Below are 14285 nucleotides of genomic sequence, written 5' to 3' on the forward strand. Positions count from 1 at the left end.
GAGCGCACCCGGCCGCCGGACATCGCCGCGGCGGACCGGATGGCGCAGCTCCTGCGGGAGCTGGCCCGTGAGTACGCCGGGGCCGCGCCCGTGCTCACCGCACGGGCCGGGCGGTGGGACCGCCGGGCCCGCAACCGGCAGCCGCTCCAGTCCTGTTCCTGCACGGCCCACATCGGAGAGGGGAGCTGAAGGGATGTTCCAGAGCGCCGCGGACTGGCTGCACGAGCACCTGTGGAACACGCTGCTGAAGAAGATCATCACGTGTGTTCTCGCCGCCCTCCTCGCCGTCGGGGCCTACGGCCTGGTCTCCCGGATCACCGAGCAGGCGGACGACTGCGCCGAAGGCGTCACCGAGTCCGGCGGCGAGTGCATCGGCGTCAACGGCTCCGGCTATGCCTTCGGGGAGCCCCTGATAGCCCCGGTCGCGGCCCGGATAGCCGAGGAGAACCGCCGCATCGACAAGAAGCCGCACGTCACCGTGGCCATGATGCTCCCGCTGCAACCGGACTCGAAGGCCGAGCGGCGCCAGCTGCTCAGCGAACTGCAGGGCGCGTACCTGGCCCAGTACATCGCCAACCGGGAGCCGGGGAAGCCGGTGGTGCGTCTGGTGCTCGCCAACCCCGGCAAGGACTACCTCCGGCAGGACGAGGTGGTGCCGGACCTGGTGCGGATGGCGCACTCCGGGAGCGACAACCTCCGTGCGGTGACCGGGTTCAACCTCTCCCTGGACGCCACCAGACAGGCGGTGCGCAGCCTCACGAAGCAGCAGGTGCCGGTGCTCGTGGCGCGGGCGTCGGCGAGCTCGCTGGCCAACGGGGAGAGCAAGGACGGCACGTACGACTTCAAGGGCCTCGCCCGCATCATCCCCACCAACGAGCAGCAGGCCAGGGCCCTTGCCGCCTACAACGGCAGCCGCAAGGACCGGCAGACCGTCCTGGTCCGCGACACCCGCCCCGACCCGTATGTGCGCTCGCTCGCGCGCGCCTTCCAGGGACTTCCGGAGGACGGCCCGGCGGGCCCCGACGACATGACCTTCACCTCCCCCGGGGTCGCCGATCCCGGCGACGTCGACAACCAGTTCCGGCCGACGGTCAACACGATCTGCAACTCGGGCGCGGACACGGTCTACTTCGCGGGCCGCTCGACGCATCTGCGGCTCTTCCTGAAGCGGCTCGCCAAGGAGGCCTGCGCGGAACGGAAGTTCACCGTCGTCTCCGGCTCGGACGCGGCCTCGCTGAACAACCGGATGACCGACCGGGACTGGGCCGAACTCCGGGACAGCTCCGGCAAACCGCGCCTGACCGTGCAGTACGCCGCACCGGCCCACCCCGATGCCTGGGACGCCGAGGTGCGGCAGTGGCAGAAGAAGGCCGAGGACCGCACCGGAAAGAAGCCGCCCGCCTCGCAGGCCCCCGCCTCACTGCGCGACCCGATGGCCGCCCTCGGGGAACTGAAGGGCACGGTCGCCGCCCTGAAGTCCGCGGGCCGCGACATCGGCGACGTGCAACTGGGCGACTCCCGCACCATGATGGTGCACGACGGGGTACGCACCGCCGTCGAGGCGATCCGCGGCGCGAAGCCTACCGGAGAGGCGGCGCCCACCGCCGAGCAGGTGGGCAACCGCTGGGCCACGATGCAGTCGAAGAACCGCGTGAACGGCACCAGCGGCCGCATCTGCCTCACCAAGGCGGGCAACCCGTACGACAAGCCCCTGGCCGTGGTCAGGCTCCAGCCCGGCGCGAAGGCGGGCCCGGGGACCCTGGCCTTCGTGGGCCTGGCCTGGCCGACCGGAAAGCCGCAGCCGGAGGACTGTGTCGTACGAAGCGGATAGGCCGCCTCAGCCCGTGACGGCCCGGGCGATCTGCTCGGCCGCCCCGGCGGGCGTGAGGTGGGTGGTGTCGACGACCTCGGCCTCGTCGTGCAGCCAGGTGCGGGCCGCCTCGGCGTAGGGCTCCAGGTACTGGAACCGGAACTCCGAAGGACCCATGACGGTGTCGCCCTCGATGCGGCCCCGGAGGGTTTCCTGGTCGGCGTGCAGAACGAAGTGCCGTACCGGAACGGCGTACTGGGCGAGACCCGCGCTGATCTCGCGCCAGTACTCCTCCACCAGGACGGTCATGGGCATCACGAGGGTGCCGCCGGTGTAGTCGAGAACGCGGCGCGCCGTCTCCACGACGAGCGGGCGCCAGGGCGGCCAGTGCTGGAAGTTGCCCGTCCATGGCAGCGCGGGCTTGATGTCCATGAGCGCCTCGCCGACCTTCTCCGCGTCGAACACCCGCGAATCCGGAAGGAGTTGCTGAAGAAGCGCGCTGGTGGTCGTCTTGCCCGCGCCGTGCGTGCCGTTGAGCCATACGATCATGTCCGCAGGCTAGCCCGCCCGGGCGCCGCGCCCGTCCGGAACGGATCAGTGGACGACGTCGAAGACGTTCTTCTGCAGCCCGTTGGCGTACGCCTCGTGCTCGACGAGCCGCAGCTTCTGGGCGTCCTTGTCCGTGTCGCTGAACAGCCGCTTGCCCGCGCCGAGGAGGAGCGGGAAGACGAGCAGGTGGTAGCGGTCGATCAGACCGGCGTCGGAGAGGTTGCGGTTCAGGGTGGCACTGCCGTGCACGATGATCGGCCCGCCCTCGGACTTCTTCAGCTCCGCCACCTCGTCGAGCGAGCGCAGGATCGTCGTCGGCCCCCAGTCCGGCACCAGGGCGCCCTCGGCGAGGCTGGTGGAGACCACGTACTTCGGCATCGGCTTGTACTCGGCGAAGTCCTCCATGCCGGGCCAGACCGGGCTGAACGCCTCGTAGCTGACCCGGCCCATCATCATCGCCGCGGCCTCCTGCTGCTCCCGGCCCTTGATCTCGAACGCTTCGGGCAGGAACTCGATGTCCTTGAAGGTCCAGCCGGCGTTCCGGTAGCCGGCCTCGCCGCCCGGAGCCTCCACGACGCCGTCGAGCGAGACGAAGGCGGTGCTGATCAACGTACGCATCTCAAGATCTCCTGGGTGAGTGGCCTCTGGTCGCCGCTTGCCTTTTCGGCTTCATCCTCGCGTCTACGGGGGCAATGACCGGCGTGCGTGCCAAAACTAATCGGCGGACTTCCGGTCGGCGAGCGGCGGATCATGCTCATCCCGGAGTCCGGAAAGACGTTGTCCGCCCCCGCCTGCTCGCTCTACCCTTGCGCCGAGGCCTGCCCCCAGCCCCCGGAACGGTCCGATCGCACCGCCCGCGCTCCGGCACCGGGCGGAGCGCATGTCGGTGACTGAAGGCCGCCGGGTCCGTACCTCCTTGCAGCGGACGCACGGACACCGGCCCGTCCCACCGGCCGGCACATCAGGGGGCCACTCCCGCGGCTCCCCGGTCACCGGCCGGTGCGGACACCTGCTCCCGGTGTGCCAGGGGGAGCCTGCGCCCGGGAGCGCCGCGGCCGCCGCCGCCGAATCCGGCGGCGGTCGCCGGCCCGGGCAGCGCCGTCCACTGCCGGAGCACGGCCTCCTTACCCGCCTTCTGCGCCCCGACACCCGGCGGTTGTGCCCCGCATCCCACCGGGAAGCAAGCGGTATCCCACCGGGAAGCAGGCGGTGCGTCCGGCGCTGATCGGCTTCCCGCTGCCGCGATCGGGGTGAGCAGCGGATACGGTGCTCTGGTGATGGTTGGGGAGGGAACGGTGCCAGGGACCGCGCTGCTGATTGCGGCCGCGCCGGTCGGCAAGGCCCGTATGGTCGATGCGGCTTCCGTGCTGCCCGTGCTCGCGGCGGTGTCGCCGGCGGTTCTCGCCGGTACCGCGACAGCGAGCGTCGTGGAACTGGCGGACCCGCTCGACCCGCAGACAGTGCTCACCCGGCTGCGTGCCGCCGCGATGACGCCGGGGCCGCTGACGATCTATCTGGTCGGGCAGTTGCACCTCGACCGCCGTCAGCAGATGCAGCATGTGGCTCTCGCGCGGACCACGGCGGCGACGGTGCGCTACACCGCATTCCCCTGGCACTGGATCGCCCAGGAGCTGCGGCTGCGCCGGCCGGGGAGCACGACCGTCATCGCCGATCTGCATGCCGACACGGACAGCTGGCAGCAACTGGCGCAGCGCCCCCTGGACGTGGGGGCGGACGTGGCGCTGTACGGGCGGGTCGCCCCGCCGTCCGGTCGGCGTGCACGTGACGTGGCCGTGCCCGCGTACATGAAGGCCCTGGCGACGGTCCTGCGCAGCGGGCACCGGCCGCCGCTGCCCGACCTGCATCAGCATGTCGCCGCCCAAGCACTGGAGGAGGGCGCACCGGACATCGTGCTCTGCGCCGATCCCGCCTTCCCCCTCGGCGGTCCCGGAGGCGGTCCCGGCGGCGCGCACAACCGTACGCCGGTGCCCGCCCAGCAGCAGGGCAGCGCCCCCGGCATGCCGCCCTCCGCCGCGCCGCGCACCGTCGGGGCCGACCCGCATGCGGCGATCACCAAGGCCGTGGAGGCGGGGCGGCACGGCGAGGCCGCGGCCATGGCGGCTGCCTGGGAGCAGGAGGCGCTGCGCACGTACGGGAGTTCGTCGCCCGAGGTGGTGCATTGGATGGAGGTCCGCGGGCACCTGGCCATCTTCGCCAAGGACCCCGTCCGCAGCTGCGAGATCTGGCTCGCGGTGGTCGCCGCCAGGATCACGGCGGGCCAGGCCCCCGACGCCCCCGACGTCGAGGCAGCCGCGGACCTGGCCCACCACCAGTGGGAACAGGTACGCGACCCGGACACGGTCCGCGAACTCGGCCCTGCCCTGGTGGCGTTGCGCCGCCGGGTGCCCGGCCGCCAGCGCGGCACGGTGAACCTCGTCCAGCAGCGCCTCGTGCAGTTCCACACCCAGGTCAGCTGAGGCCCCCGGCGCCGTCCGGTGCGCCGAACCACCTCGGCAGCCGGCCGAGCAGCTCCTGCTGGTCGTCGCCGACCCACGCCACGTGGCCGTCCGGCCGCAGGAGCACGGCAGGCGCGTCCAGTTCGGCCAGTTCGTCGCTCACGTCCACGACGTGGTCGACGCGGTCGGCCCACCCGGCGACCGAGAGCCCGCCGGTCCGGTCGAGCAGCAGCCCGCGGCCCTCGTGCATCAGCCCGTAGAGACGGCCCTGCTTCAGCTGCACGTCCCGCATCCGGCGGCCGAGCAGCGCGTGGGCGCCACTCCCGTCGCCGCTTTTGTCCCCGTCCCCGTCCTCGCCGAAGTCGTAGCGGACGTCGACCGCGGTGATCATCCCGGTCACGTACCGGTTCACCTCCTCGAAGTCCATCAGCCTGGAGAACAGCTCGCGCAGCGCGACCGCCCCCGGATCGTCGCCGAGCAGCGTGATCTGCGCGCGGGTGTTGTCGATGACGCGGGCGCCCACCGGGTGCCGTTCGGCGTGGTAGGTGTCCAGGAGCCCTTCCGGTGCCCAGCCGTTGACGGCCGCGGCCAGCTTCCAGCCGAGGTTGAACGCGTCCTGCACGCCCAGGTTGAGCCCCTGGCCGCCGGTCGGCGGGTGGATGTGCGCCGCGTCGCCCGCCAGGAACACCCGGCCGGCGCGGTAGCGCTCGGCCTGGCGCGACGCGTCGCCGAACCGGGAGAGCCAGCGCGGCGAGTGCACGCCGAAGTCGGTGCCCGCGTGGGCCCGCAGCTGCTGCCTGAAGTCGTCGAGGGTCGGCTCGGCCGCCCGGTCCTCGGCCACCCCGTCGGCGGGCACGACGACGCGGCAGACGCCGTCGTCGCCGGGCGCGGAGACGCCGAACCGCAGGTGGGTCCTGCGGACCTCCTCGACGACGGCGGCCACCGTCGCGGGGTCCTCGGTGGTCTCCATCTCGCCGAGCAGCGTCTCGACCGTGGCGGCCTGGCCGGGGAACGCGATGCCGAGCAGCTTGCGCACGGTGCTGCGGCCGCCGTCGCACCCCACGACGTAGCGGGAGCGCAGCCGTGTGCCGTCCGCGAGCTCGACGGTCACCGCGCCGCCGTCCGGGCCCTCCCCGCCGTCCGCGGTCTCCCCGCCATACGCTCCTTCCCCGTCGTCCTGGCTCAGGCCGACCACTTCGCAGCCGCGCCGGATCTCGGTGCCGAGCTCCACGGCGCGCTCCTGGAGCAGTCGCTCGGTGACCGGCTGCGGGGCTGCGATGCCGTACGGGTGGGCCGTGTCCAGGCTGTCGGGCCACGGCTTCATCATGCCGCCGAAGAACCCGCCCACCCGGAACTTCTCGTTGGCCGCGAGGAAGCGGCCGAGCAGGCCGCGCTGGTCCATCACCTCGACGCTGCGCACGTGCAGGCCCTGCCCGCGGGACTGCGCGGTCGGCTCCGCCAGCTTTTCCAGGACGACCACGTGCACGCCCTGGAGCCGCAGCTCGCTCGCGAGCATCAGGCCGGTGGGTCCGCCGCCGACCACGATCACATCAAACATTGTTCTCATTTCGCTGGGTTCCGGGCTGAGGGCGATGATTCTGCGGCAGAGCCCGGGCCTTGTGGCAAGGCCCCCCATGAGCTATATCTTGATGGTGGCAAGGAGTTCGAACACTCCTTGCCTTTGTCGTGTCCGGCCGCGGCGGGTGTTCGACGAGGGGCGTCACCGCATGAGCACTCCCGACATCCTGTCCGAGGACGAGCAGCTCGTCGTCCGTACGGTGCGGGACTTCGTCGACCGGCAGGTGAAGCCGGTCGTCCGGGGGTTGGAGCACTCCGACACCTATCCCGAAGCCCTGATCGAGCAGATGAAGCGGCTGGGCGTCTTCGGTCTCGCCGTCCCCGCGGAGTACGGCGGCACACCGGTCTCCATGCCCTGCTACGTCCTGGTCACCGAGGAGCTCGCGCGCGGCTGGATGAGCCTGGCCGGTGCGATGGGCGGCCACACCGTGGTCGCCAAGCTGCTGCTCCGCTTCGGTACGCGGGAGCAGCGGCGCCGCTGGCTGCCGGGCCTTGCCACCGGTGAGGTCCGGGCGACCATGGCGCTCACCGAGCCGGGCGGCGGCTCGGACCTCCAGGCCATGCGGACGACCGCGCGCAGGGCCGCGGACGGGGAGGGGTATGTCGTCGACGGGGCGAAGACGTGGATCACCAACTCCCGCCGGTCCGGCCTGATCGCCCTGCTGTGCAAGACCGACCCGGCCGCCGTGCCCGCCCACCGGGGCATGTCGATCCTGCTGGTCGAGCACGGCCCCGGCCTGACCGTCTCCCGCGATCTGCCCAAGCTCGGCTACAAGGGCGTGGAGAGCTGCGAGCTGTCGTTCGACGGCTACCGGGCGCCGTCCGACGCCGTCCTCGGCGGGGCGGAGGGCAAGGGCTTCGCGCAGATGATGAAGGGCCTGGAGACCGGGCGGCTCCAGGTGGCGGCGCGCGCACTCGGCGTCGGCCGTGCCGCGTTCGAGGACTCCCTCGCCTACGCCCGGCAGCGCGAGGCCTTCGGCGAGCCGATCTGGAAGCACCAGTCGATCGGCAACTACCTCGCGGACATGGCCACTTCACTGACCGCCGCCCGCCAGCTCACCCTGCACGCGGCCAGGGAGGCGGAGGCGGGCCGCCGGGTGGACATGGAGGCGGGCATGGCCAAACTCTTCGCCTCCGAGACCGCCATGCAGATCGCCCTCAACGCCGTGCGCATCCACGGCGGTTACGGCTACTCGACCGAGTTCGACGTGGAGCGCTACTTCCGCGACGCCCCGCTGATGATCGTCGGCGAGGGCACGAACGAGATCCAGCGCAATGTCATCGCGCGGCAGTTGGTCGAGCGGGGAGGCCTGGACGCGTGACGGTGCCCGCGATCACTGATGGCTCACCACGTCACTGATGGCTCACCACATTGACGACCCGGCCATTGGGATCCCGTACGAAGAACCGCCGCACGCCCCACTCCTCGTCCTGCAAGGGATGCACGATCTCCGCGCCGCTCTCGCGCACCGCCGCGTAGACCTCGTCCACGTCCTCCACCTCCACACTCATGTCGGGCACGACGGGCGCGGTCGCGTCGCGGCTCATGAAGGTGACCTGTGCCGTGGGGTTGGAGGGAGAACCGAGCGTCATGACCCATCCCAGGTTCATGACCTCCTCGAACCCCAGAAGACCGTAGAAGTCCCGGCTCTGCTCCATGGACTCCGTCTGGATATCGGGCATGGCGCGGCGGACGGACATGGGCGGCTCCTGTCGGTGTTCGGACGCACGTATTTCTGATCTTGCCCGGAAACGCGGTGCGATGCGTGATCCTGGGGGCTTAGAGTCTGCGCGATCCGGGGGAATCAAGGGGAGGGGATCCGCAGATGAGGAATGCACGAGGGCCGGCCGCCACGGCCGTGGCCGCGATCGCCGTGCTGATGGTCGCGGGATGCGCACCACAGGCGCAGTCCGGGGACGAGGACGACAAGGGGGCGGCCAGACCGCGCCCGGCGCCCTACGCGGGCGTCGGGGAGCTCCCGGAGAAGCTGGCCGCGGATGGCACGACGATCGTGGTGGGGGATCCGGCCGCGGCGACCACGGTCCGGCTCTACGAGGACCCGCGCTGCCCGGTCGTAGAGGAATTCGAGGCGACGGGCGCTCCCGCGCTGCGTGCGATGACGCTGCGCCGCGAGGCCAGGACCGAGTACACCCTCGCGTCCTTCAGGGACGACCGTGTGGGCGGCGACGGATCGAAGAGGGCGGTCAACGCCCTTCGTGCGGCGCTCGACGAGGGCAAGTTCGCCGAGTACCACGCCGTGCTCTTCGAGAACATGACCGAGCACGAACTCGCGGGCGGCTACACCACGGCCTCCCTGCTGAAGCTGGCCGGCGAAGTCAAGGGGCTGCGCGGCAAGGCCTTCGACTCCGCCGTGGCGACGATGAAGTATGAAAACTTCGTCACCGCATCGGAGAAGACCTACGAGGCAGCAGGCGGAGACGATCCCCGCGGCCCCGGCACCCCCACGGTCGCCATCAACGGCACCCGGGTCACGGGTGACCTGTACGGCTCGCTCTTCGACCGGGAGATGTTCGGCCTGCTCCTCACCCTGTGACGGGCGTGCCGCGCCCTCACCCGGAGGGGGTCGGGCAGGCCGGTGCCGCGGCCTCCCACGCGAAGCCGTCCGGGTCCGTGAAGGTTCCGGCGTCGCCGCCGATCATGAGCCGGTGGGATCCCGTGCCGTCGGGCGACAGGCCCAGGTCCTTGGCGAGGGCGCGGCGGCGGTACAACGCCAGCTTGAAGGGGCTCGTACCGCTTTCGAACTCGCAGTACATGCGGCCGAAGCTCTTCGCCACACAGAGGCCCTGACCGACGTAGAACTGCTTGCTCGCGGCCATGTCGGCGACGCCCAGGAGGAGCACCATCTCGTCGATCAGCCGGGTGGCAGGGCCGATGTCCTTCTTCGCCGAGGTCGCCACCTTCCAGATCGTGCCGTCCGGCGCCTGTACGACACCGCCGTATCCCCAGAGGGACTTCGCGGCGGGCTTCAGCGAGGTGGCGCCCTCGGCGAGGGCGGCGTCGATGAGGCTGTTGACGTCGGCGGGCCGGGACACCGTGAGGGCGAGCGTGAACCCGCGGAAGCCGGTAGTGGGCTCCTCGGAGGCGCGCAGACGTATCTGCGAGTCCAGGCCGAAGGCCGTGGTGTAGAAGCGAAGAGCGGCCGCGGGGTCGGCCACGTCGAGGGTGACGGATTCGATGATTGCCATGCCCGTCACGCTAGGCAGTGCGGTACTGCCGCTGCTTCTCCATTCCTGATCGGTCCGGCGGCCCGGCGATCCCCCGCTTCCCGGCGCGGTGCCATGATGTCGGCTCCGACCAACCCGAGGAGTCCTGCCGCATGCGTTCACCGGCCGACTACCTCGAACGAGCGCGTACCGAGACGGACAGCTCCGCTCTCCGGCAACTGGCGCGCTGCCCCTACCCCTTCGTGTGGCAGGCCCTGGCGGCCAATCCGCACACCCCGCCCGCGGCGCTCCTTGAGCTGAGCGCGGCCCGTGACAGCTCCTGGAACGACAACAGGCTGCTGCGCCTGCTGGCCGGGCATCCCCGCGCCGACCGCACCGTGCTGAAGGCCGTGCTCGACGCCACGGCGGCGAAGCTCGCCGCGGGGGAGCGGCCCTACGCCGTCGTGCTTGCTCTGGCAGCGCGCGAGGAAATCGAGGCGGATGAGGTGACGCCGCTCGGGGATCTTCGCGGGGCCTCCGCGCGCCTGCGCGGTCTGTTGGCCCGGCGCCTACGCCCTGTGTCCCGATGACAGCGCTGGGTCGAGGAACTTCGCGGACCGGGGAGGCGTTGGCTGGGTGACGTGCGGAGTGCGCGCATACGGAGCGAACAGGTAGCCGAGGTGGCACGGATGGCGATGTGGGACCGGATCAAGGACCAGGCCAAGGGGCTCCAGCAGTCTCAGGGGTCGCGGGGCTCCGGCGGTCACGGAAGGCCGGGGTCAGGATCCGGAGGGGGGTCGAAGGCCCAGCTCGTGGGCGTGCTCAAGTCCCAGCTCGCCTCACTCAAGACGGAGCTCAAGAGCGGTGCCTACCGAGACGCCAGCATGGCCATGTGCGCCCTGGTCGCGGCGGCGGACGGCTCCGTCGACCCGGCCGAGCGGCAGCACGTGGAGTCGCTGATCCTGCAGAACGACGTCCTGAAGAACTTCCCGCCCGAGCAGCTCCGCACGCGCTTCAACAAGCACGCCGACCAGCTGACGTTCAACTTCCAGCAGGGCAAGGCCGAGGCCATGCAGGAGATCGCCAAGGCGGCGAAGAAGCCGATGGAGGCCAAGGCGGTCGTCCAGACCGGCTTCGTCGTCGCCGGCGCGGACGGGTACATCGCCCCGGCCGAGGAGCAGGTCCTGCGCGAGGCGTGCGCGACGCTCGGCGTGTCGCCGCAGGAGTTCGGCCTCTGATCCACGGGGCGCACACCGGTGCGTGATCCGGGGCCCGCACCCGCGCGGTGCGGGCCCCGGCCCGGGAGCGGCCTAGGAGTCCTCGTCGGGCCACTGCCAGCTCATGCCGTAGATGCCCTGCCGGCACTGCGCCGCGTACAGATGGGCCGCGCCGGAGGAGTTCACGGTCAGAGGGCGTACTTTGCGCTGCTGTGCGGCGGCGTTCTCCCGGTAGTAGGAGTGGCAGATCGCCGGTGGCCGCTCGTCGGGGAAGTGCACCTGGAGGAGATACGCGTCCTGGTTGCCGCGTATGCCCCGCTCGTGCAGCGTCGTCGGGTGGCCCTGCGGCGCGGTGCGGATCTCGTAGTCGACGGTCGTGGTCTCGCCGAACGACAGCGGACGGCCGAAGCCGATCTGGAGCATCAGTCCGCCCGAGACCGCGTCCTGCCGCATCGATTCCAGTTGTCCGCAGTGGACGGTCGCCTCGGGCGGTCCTGCGTCGGGATCATCCAGGAAGTGCAGGTTGATCAGCCGCTCGGCCCCGTCACAGACGGCGCGCACCAAGTGGTTGATGGTCAGCCGGCTGACGCAGCCCCGCCGGTCCAGATGCAGGACCTCGCGGGTGAGGAGAATGGCGAGTCCTTGGTTGAAGCGCGGGAAGGCGTCGCCGAGCGCCTGTTCCTGCCGGGACGCGCGACCGTAGAGGCGGCGGGTCGTGTGCTCGTCGACGCGTACGGCCGGACGGCGTCCACGCGGACGTTGGGACCGCAGCAGCCCGGACAGTTCTCCGGGCGCCAGGTCGAGGATGCTCTCCAGCGCGACCACCGCGCGCAGTGAGTCCGAGCGCTCGGGGCGGGTGCGGTCGCGCTGCCAGTAGCTGAGGGTCGCGGGTGTGAGCCGGATACCCCGAGCGTTGAGCCGCTCGCATATCCGGTCGAGAGGGAGCCCGCGGCGGCGCACCGCTTCACGCAGGGCCACGGCGAACGGAGCGGGAGGAACCGTCGAACAGGCCGCCGCCGTACCGGATTCCGAGTTGTCCGACGTCAGCCCGGATGAGACCGTCACGAATTTCGCCTCCCGGCATGACAGATGACGAGCCGCACTCACGGAGCAGGTGCAACTGCCCGGTGAATACCGTTGTGCGTCACTGCTGGACATGGCCGGACCCTGGCGACCGACAAAAGAATTCCCGGCCTGACGCCTCGCCTACCAAACCCCGCCGGACTGCGTACGTCAATATCCGTAACGCTGCTTCCATGTCATGAACGCTGTTTCCGTGTCACGTATCGGCTTCGGGGCGATCGGCGGGCAACCGACGGCTTCCGTCGGAAGGTGCCGTACGGGCGCTGCCGCCGGGCAGCTCAGACGCAGCCAACTCCTTTCTCCGGGCGCCCCGCTGTGCGCGCGTAGGGGGTTCTCTCCCGCGCTCCGCACCCGCGGGCGCGCATTAAGTGTTTACCCCTTTCGCCTTAAGGGCTGGTGCCTCGCCATGCCTTGTGCGGCCACCAGAAGTGACGGGAAGGTTTCGCCCAACGGCGCGGTCCGGGAAATCCCGCGTACGGCGCCGATGGATGTTCGGTGCATCAATTGACCCCACCCCGGTGCACCGAACGTCCATATGCCACCCCCCACTTACTCTTGGAAGGCATTCCCATGACGCATGTCCGGCATTACCTCCTTGCTGCCGCGGCAGCCGGAGCCCTGGTGGCCACGACGGGTGTCACCGGCGCGCACGCCGACGCGACCCCCGCCCCGCGCTACGAGCCGCAGATGATCGAGGCCCTGGCGGACACGCTCGGTGTGAGCGAGAGCGCCGCCGTACGGCGTCTCGACGAACAGGCGGACCAGCAGCGGAGACTGGACCGGCTGCACCGGGACGGTGTCCGGACGGACGGCGCGTTCTTCGACGCGAAGGGCGAACTGACGGTGAACGTCGGCGCAGCCCGAGCGGCGGCGCGGGTGAAGGCCACCGGCCTGACCGCCCGCATACCGGGCAGAGGAGAGGCGGAGCTGACGCACGTCACCTCCGCACTCGACGCCGCGGCGGCCGAGCGAGTCCCCAGCGGCGTGGCCTCCTGGGAGGCGGACCTGGCCTCCGACACGGTCAAGGTCACCGTGACCGACGCCACCACCCCGGCGGCGCGCGCCTTCCTCAAGGAGGCCCGCGAGTTCGGCGACGCCGTCCGGGTGGTCAAGGGCGGGCAGGAGCTGGAGGCAAAGGCGGCCGTCGCCCCGGGCAGCCGGATGAACATCAACAACCAGGCCGGTTCGTGGTGTTCGGTCGGCTTCGGCGCACGCAACGCCGCGGGCCGGCAGTACCTCGTCACGGCGGGCCACTGCGTTGTCGGCAATCCGGGCCTCTACTTCAACGGCTCGAAGTTCGCGACCGGCTCCACGACGCGCTTCGCGCTCGGCCGGAACAGCGTGGACATGGGCCTGGCGACGATCCAGTCGGGTTCCTCGATCACCACGGCGGTCGGCACCTGGGGCAACGGCGCCTCCGTGGCGGTACGCGGCAGCCAGCGCGCGGCGGTCGGCGCGACCCTGTGCAAGTCGGGCTCGACGACGGGCTGGACGTGCGGACGGGTCGGCGCGTACAACGTGTCCGTCACCTACACCGATCGCAACGGCGGTCCGGACACCGTGGTCAGCGGCCTCGGCCGGTCCACGGTGTGCGTGGAGGGCGGTGACAGCGGCGGCGCGTACATTGCGGGCAACCAGGCCCAGGGCATGACATCGGGCGGTCCGACGAATCAGTCTTGCGGCGGGGTGAACGACCAGGGCTCCTCGTACTTCCAGCCGCTGGACGACACGCTGCGGTACTACGGCCTGTCGCTCAACACGAACTGACCCGCGTCCGAGGATCCCGCTTCCCCGGGAGGGCCGTCACGGTCCTCCCGGGGATTGCTGTGCGCTGCGGCCGATCCGTGGAGCCAAGTGGTGCTGTCGCTCTTGCAGTTTCGGGACCTGACGACTAGTCATATGACTGTTTGAAACAAAGGGCGTCCACTCGTAGCGGCTCAACTCCCTGGAGGGCACGTGAAGTTCTCCGTCATATTCGAAGCACAGCTCGCCGACCCCACCGTCGAGCGCGAGCACCAACTCATCCGTGACAGCGTCGAACAGGCCGTCCTGGCCGAGAAGATGGGCTTCGACCGCATCTGGGCGGTCGAGCACCACTCCCTCAAGTGGTATGCCCACATGAGCGCCCCGGAGATCTTCCTGACCTGGGTCGCCGCCCGCACGAGCACCATCCGCATAGGCCACGGCGTGGTCTGCATGCCGTTCCGCTTCAACCACCCCGCGCGGGTCGCCGAGCGCGCCGCCATGCTCGACCTGCTGTCCGGCGGACGGCTCGACCTCGGCGCGGGTCGCGGCGGCACGCTCCAGGAGACCTCACTCTGCGGCGTCGACAAGGAACGTACGACCCAGGAGGTCGAAGAAGCGCTCCAGATCATCGGCAAGGCCTGGGCGAGCGACGAACTGGAGCACCACGGCCCGCTCCTGGAC

Annotated in this window: 15 protein-coding genes; 9 read left to right on the forward strand and 6 right to left on the reverse strand. The window is 70.7% G+C overall.

Translation table 11 applies throughout. The features are described from left to right. Together ACQKIP_RS23085 and ACQKIP_RS23090 are read left to right on the forward strand one after the other, a co-directional pair. A partial coding sequence (locus ACQKIP_RS23085) for a hypothetical protein (protein ID WP_427743944.1) occupies nucleotides 1–189 on the forward strand: 189 nt, incomplete at its 5' end. 4 nt (nucleotides 190–193) lie between these two features. Continuing rightward, nucleotides 194–1831: an amino acid ABC transporter substrate-binding protein gene (locus tag ACQKIP_RS23090; RefSeq protein ID WP_365862515.1), complete on the forward strand. Its 1638-nt coding sequence runs from the start codon at nucleotides 194–196 to the stop codon at nucleotides 1829–1831. A gap of 6 nt (nucleotides 1832–1837) precedes the next feature. On the opposite strand, the gene ACQKIP_RS23095 is transcribed toward ACQKIP_RS23090, so the two are convergent. Then, the gene (locus tag ACQKIP_RS23095) at nucleotides 1838–2359 is read right to left on the reverse strand and encodes an AAA family ATPase (RefSeq protein ID WP_365862517.1); all 522 of its coding nucleotides are present in this window, start codon (nucleotides 2357–2359) and stop codon (nucleotides 1838–1840) included. 45 nt (nucleotides 2360–2404) lie between these two features. Beyond that, complete coding sequence (locus ACQKIP_RS23100; RefSeq protein WP_365862519.1) at nucleotides 2405–2977, reverse strand: dihydrofolate reductase family protein; 573 nt, start codon at nucleotides 2975–2977, stop codon at nucleotides 2405–2407. 677 nt (nucleotides 2978–3654) lie between these two features. Between ACQKIP_RS23100 and ACQKIP_RS23105 the strand changes: the two genes are divergently transcribed. Next, the gene (locus ACQKIP_RS23105) at nucleotides 3655–4836 is read left to right on the forward strand and encodes a hypothetical protein (RefSeq protein ID WP_365862521.1); all 1182 of its coding nucleotides are present in this window, start codon (nucleotides 3655–3657) and stop codon (nucleotides 4834–4836) included. On the opposite strand, the gene ACQKIP_RS23110 is transcribed toward ACQKIP_RS23105, so the two are convergent. Then, on the reverse strand, nucleotides 4829–6373 hold the full coding sequence (locus ACQKIP_RS23110) for an FAD-dependent monooxygenase (protein WP_365862522.1): 1545 nt from the start codon (nucleotides 6371–6373) through the stop codon (nucleotides 4829–4831). The two genes, ACQKIP_RS23105 and ACQKIP_RS23110, sit on opposite strands and share 8 nt — an antisense overlap. A gap of 169 nt (nucleotides 6374–6542) precedes the next feature. On the opposite strand from ACQKIP_RS23110, the gene ACQKIP_RS23115 reads away from it, so the two are divergent. After that, nucleotides 6543–7715: an acyl-CoA dehydrogenase family protein gene (locus ACQKIP_RS23115; RefSeq protein WP_365862524.1), complete on the forward strand. Its 1173-nt coding sequence runs from the start codon at nucleotides 6543–6545 to the stop codon at nucleotides 7713–7715. 31 nt (nucleotides 7716–7746) lie between these two features. On the opposite strand, the gene ACQKIP_RS23120 is transcribed toward ACQKIP_RS23115, so the two are convergent. Beyond that, complete coding sequence (locus ACQKIP_RS23120; RefSeq protein WP_365862526.1) at nucleotides 7747–8094, reverse strand: VOC family protein; 348 nt, start codon at nucleotides 8092–8094, stop codon at nucleotides 7747–7749. A 125-nt stretch (nucleotides 8095–8219) separates the two neighbouring features. Here ACQKIP_RS23120 and ACQKIP_RS23125 point away from each other — a divergent pair, with 125 nt between their 5' ends. Beyond that, complete coding sequence (locus ACQKIP_RS23125) at nucleotides 8220–8948, forward strand: DsbA family protein (protein WP_365862527.1); 729 nt, start codon at nucleotides 8220–8222, stop codon at nucleotides 8946–8948. A 16-nt stretch (nucleotides 8949–8964) separates the two neighbouring features. Here the strand turns inward: ACQKIP_RS23125 and ACQKIP_RS23130 are convergent, their stop codons facing one another. Continuing rightward, nucleotides 8965–9600: a glyoxalase gene (locus ACQKIP_RS23130; RefSeq protein WP_365862529.1), complete on the reverse strand. Its 636-nt coding sequence runs from the start codon at nucleotides 9598–9600 to the stop codon at nucleotides 8965–8967. Nucleotides 9601–9731: 131 nt separating this feature from the next. On the opposite strand from ACQKIP_RS23130, the gene ACQKIP_RS23135 reads away from it, so the two are divergent. Continuing rightward, a complete protein-coding gene (locus ACQKIP_RS23135) occupies nucleotides 9732–10148 on the forward strand; it encodes a hypothetical protein (RefSeq protein ID WP_365862530.1) in 417 nt (138 codons plus the stop codon). A 99-nt stretch (nucleotides 10149–10247) separates the two neighbouring features. Beyond that, on the forward strand, nucleotides 10248–10796 hold the full coding sequence (locus tag ACQKIP_RS23140; protein ID WP_365862531.1) for a tellurite resistance TerB family protein: 549 nt from the start codon (nucleotides 10248–10250) through the stop codon (nucleotides 10794–10796). A 72-nt stretch (nucleotides 10797–10868) separates the two neighbouring features. Here the strand turns inward: ACQKIP_RS23140 and ACQKIP_RS23145 are convergent, their stop codons facing one another. Further along, complete coding sequence (locus ACQKIP_RS23145) at nucleotides 10869–11840, reverse strand: hypothetical protein (protein ID WP_365862533.1); 972 nt, start codon at nucleotides 11838–11840, stop codon at nucleotides 10869–10871. Nucleotides 11841–12428: 588 nt separating this feature from the next. Between ACQKIP_RS23145 and ACQKIP_RS23150 the strand changes: the two genes are divergently transcribed. Both ACQKIP_RS23150 and ACQKIP_RS23155 read left to right on the forward strand, forming a co-directional pair. Further along, nucleotides 12429–13625, forward strand: coding sequence for a S1 family peptidase (locus tag ACQKIP_RS23150; RefSeq protein ID WP_365862535.1), 1197 nt, complete (start codon nucleotides 12429–12431; stop codon nucleotides 13623–13625). 189 nt (nucleotides 13626–13814) lie between these two features. Further along, nucleotides 13815–14285, forward strand: a 471-nt coding sequence (locus ACQKIP_RS23155; protein ID WP_427743950.1) for an LLM class flavin-dependent oxidoreductase, incomplete at its 3' end; no start/stop codon positions are given.

Source organism: Streptomyces sp. NPDC059900 (assembly GCF_050270335.1).
In the GTDB taxonomy this organism is placed as follows: Bacteria; Actinomycetota; Actinomycetes; order Streptomycetales; family Streptomycetaceae; genus Streptomyces.

Excerpts from the sequence above, each read along its gene's own strand:
- ACQKIP_RS23140 (WP_365862531.1), top strand. The coding sequence starts at position 10,248 with ATGGCGATGTGGGACCGGATCAAGGACCAGGCCAAGGGGCTCCAGCAG.
- ACQKIP_RS23115 (WP_365862524.1), top strand. The coding sequence starts at position 6,543 with ATGAGCACTCCCGACATCCTGTCCGAGGACGAGCAGCTCGTCGTCCGT.
- ACQKIP_RS23150 (WP_365862535.1), top strand. The coding sequence starts at position 12,429 with ATGACGCATGTCCGGCATTACCTCCTTGCTGCCGCGGCAGCCGGAGCC.
- ACQKIP_RS23120 (WP_365862526.1), bottom strand. The coding sequence starts at position 8,094 with ATGTCCGTCCGCCGCGCCATGCCCGATATCCAGACGGAGTCCATGGAG.
- ACQKIP_RS23135 (WP_365862530.1), top strand. The coding sequence starts at position 9,732 with ATGCGTTCACCGGCCGACTACCTCGAACGAGCGCGTACCGAGACGGAC.
- ACQKIP_RS23100 (WP_365862519.1), bottom strand. The coding sequence starts at position 2,977 with ATGCGTACGTTGATCAGCACCGCCTTCGTCTCGCTCGACGGCGTCGTG.
- ACQKIP_RS23130 (WP_365862529.1), bottom strand. The coding sequence starts at position 9,600 with ATGGCAATCATCGAATCCGTCACCCTCGACGTGGCCGACCCCGCGGCC.
- ACQKIP_RS23125 (WP_365862527.1), top strand. The coding sequence starts at position 8,220 with ATGAGGAATGCACGAGGGCCGGCCGCCACGGCCGTGGCCGCGATCGCC.
- ACQKIP_RS23090 (WP_365862515.1), top strand. The coding sequence starts at position 194 with ATGTTCCAGAGCGCCGCGGACTGGCTGCACGAGCACCTGTGGAACACG.
- ACQKIP_RS23095 (WP_365862517.1), bottom strand. The coding sequence starts at position 2,359 with ATGATCGTATGGCTCAACGGCACGCACGGCGCGGGCAAGACGACCACC.
- ACQKIP_RS23110 (WP_365862522.1), bottom strand. The coding sequence starts at position 6,373 with ATGTTTGATGTGATCGTGGTCGGCGGCGGACCCACCGGCCTGATGCTC.